This is a genomic window from Butyrivibrio sp. NC3005 (assembly GCF_000424545.1).
In the GTDB taxonomy this organism is placed as follows: domain Bacteria; phylum Bacillota; class Clostridia; order Lachnospirales; family Lachnospiraceae; genus Butyrivibrio.
On record NZ_AUKC01000088.1, the window covers coordinates 1 to 2299 of the forward strand.

Here is a 2299-nt window from a genome sequence, read left to right on the forward strand (position 1 = left end):
ATCACAAGATCCTTAGTCTTGCTCGTCTGCCAATTCCGACATTTCCGCATTCTGTATGAAATCAAAAGTACATAAACCACTTCCCATTAGGGAGTGCAGAAAAAGGGACTTGAACCCTCACGATATTGCTATCACAGGCACCTGAAGCCTGCGCGTCTGCCAATTCCGCCATTTCTGCATCTTATGCACTTTTGTATTATGCTGCGCTCACGCGACATAAGCTATATTACACTTAACTCTATGATATGTCAACATCTTTTTCAAAAAAAATTTGCAGAATTTTTTTATTAGCCTCAATATTGCGTTTTTGCTCGGTTTCCAGGGCATCAAAACTATCTCTTTGTTCCATTTCTCCGCAAATATCTACTCCAATAACTCTAAAATTCTCCTTCAAATGCTTAATTATCATCAGCATTCTATTTAAAGTCATAGTCCCTTGGTCCCAGTTTGTTTGAATTTCTTTTTTATCTAATACATCCTTATCTATCGAAATATATATAGGAAGTTCTGTATCAAGTGTCTCCACTATCCTTGTTATATACTTTTGGGCATCTTTTGACAAAGTATCTGTATCAAAATCCTTAATATAAGCAATGTGCTCCCTATCTTCTATAGGAATTTTTTTCCAAAGACTACTATCAATTCCTATTGCTGATATTTTTCTAATGTTAGGATTTTCTATCTGAGCATTCCTGACCCAGCTTCCACACGAAAGAATGTCTCCAAATATAGAAGCCTTTAAATCCGGATGGTGATCAAAATAGACCAATTGAAATGGCTCATCTATATAATCTGTAAGAATCTTTGTCATATAATGATAATTTCCATTATCAATAAAGTGGACACCATTTGAGATGTTTTCATTAGTTTCATCCTGAATTACAGATATTCTTTTTTTGATTTCGCTTATTGCAATATCATCACATATCCCTCTTGTTCCTGATATATCTGATACGTCAATAAAACGAGGATTTTTTACATCATCCAAAAAATCCTCGTCTTCATATATCTTTGAAAAATTAAAAACAACTACATTATTTAACTTGTTTTTCACTTTCCCACTTCCATTTCTCCAAGATGCATAACTGCATCTTTTGAAATAATACAATCTCCATTCTCAACAAGATGAAGTTCTCCTGGTGAATTAATAATAAAGTTTTCTGCATACTCAAGACCTGCTTTTCGAAGTTCAAAAACAGTTGCATCATTTACAGTTTTAACACCAAGAATCAGATAATAAACATCCTTCTGCTTAAAAAGTGCTGAATCAACAATAGGCATAGACAACGCAATGTGACTAAATCTGATACAGGAATCCAAATCTTTAAAAACCCCCATATACCTTTGATACTCCATAGCCGGTTTAGAGCTTATCTGCAACGGCTTTTGTTCGTCACTCAAATTGCCATCCCCTGATACTCCGATTCCATACGGTTGGCTCTCACTTTTATCAGAACCTTCAACATAAATCTGACTAACCATCCGATTCATTTCATTTATCAGTTCACTAAGCGCCGCCCCTTTGGCCTCGCCTTTTTCATTCTTAACTTCATCTATTTTATCTTGAGAAAGATAATCCAGTACAGTCTGCGCCATGCTTCTAACTTTGTCTGCTGATTTTTGAATATCATCATTATTCATTTTCACAGCAAAAATACGCACACTTCCATCCGTAAGAACATTCTTACTAAGCATCATTACTTCATTTTCCGGATCATAGCCAAGCTGTTCTCCGACTTCTTTATTTATTTGTGCCATAAAAGTAGCACACTTTTCATCTTCTCTCATAACTGCTTCCGGAGTAAGTCCCATTTCTCTGAGTTCCTGAGCAGCAATACAACACTGAACTGTCTTCTCACTCATCTTTATTATAACCATACACACTCATCTCCTCTAAAAAACAATCATCCCGCCAACTGCAGAAAAATAAAGCTATCACTTTCTTTGGAAATGCGCATCATAATACACATTTTAACCTAAGCAATAACATACTATTCCATGCTACAATCCTATATATACGCAAAAAGATATATAGCAATCAAAAAATCAAAACTTTGTATCTATAATAATTATATTAACACAAAATTCCTCGATATTTTCATTATATACGCATAATTAGCACTGTCCAGCTTAGAGTGCTAAATTTTTTCTAAACTTTTATGCGCAAATTATTGTTTTCCAAAGTGAAATGAAATAAGACTTATTCAAAAAATATCATCAGAACTGTGAAGCCTCACACGACTAAAGTCGCGTGCTTCCTATTGCCACAATCTACGTTGTGGTTGCCTTTTAGGGCATC

Annotated in this window: 2 protein-coding genes and 1 tRNA gene; all 3 read right to left on the reverse strand. The window is 34.9% G+C overall.

Annotated features, from left to right (window positions below; translation table 11 throughout):
- Nucleotides 1-94: 94 nt before the first annotated feature.
- Nucleotides 95-178: transfer RNA gene (locus tag G634_RS0114785), tRNA-Leu, on the reverse strand.
- A gap of 60 nt (nucleotides 179-238) precedes the next feature.
- A complete protein-coding gene (locus G634_RS0114790) occupies nucleotides 239-1054 on the reverse strand; it encodes an arginase family protein (protein ID WP_026505912.1) in 816 nt (271 codons plus the stop codon).
- Nucleotides 1051-1878 carry an adaptor protein MecA gene (locus tag G634_RS0114795; RefSeq protein ID WP_026505913.1) on the reverse strand — a complete coding sequence of 276 codons (828 nt, stop codon included), beginning with the start codon at nucleotides 1876-1878 and terminating at the stop codon, nucleotides 1051-1053. The genes G634_RS0114790 and G634_RS0114795 overlap by 4 nt, the downstream gene beginning before the upstream one ends.
- Nucleotides 1879-2299: the final 421 nt, after the last annotated feature.

What these genes read in the sequence shown, in the direction of transcription:
- G634_RS0114795 (WP_026505913.1), bottom strand. Translation starts at nt 1,878, where the DNA reads ATGGTTATAATAAAGATGAGTGAGAAGACAGTTCAGTGTTGTATTGCT.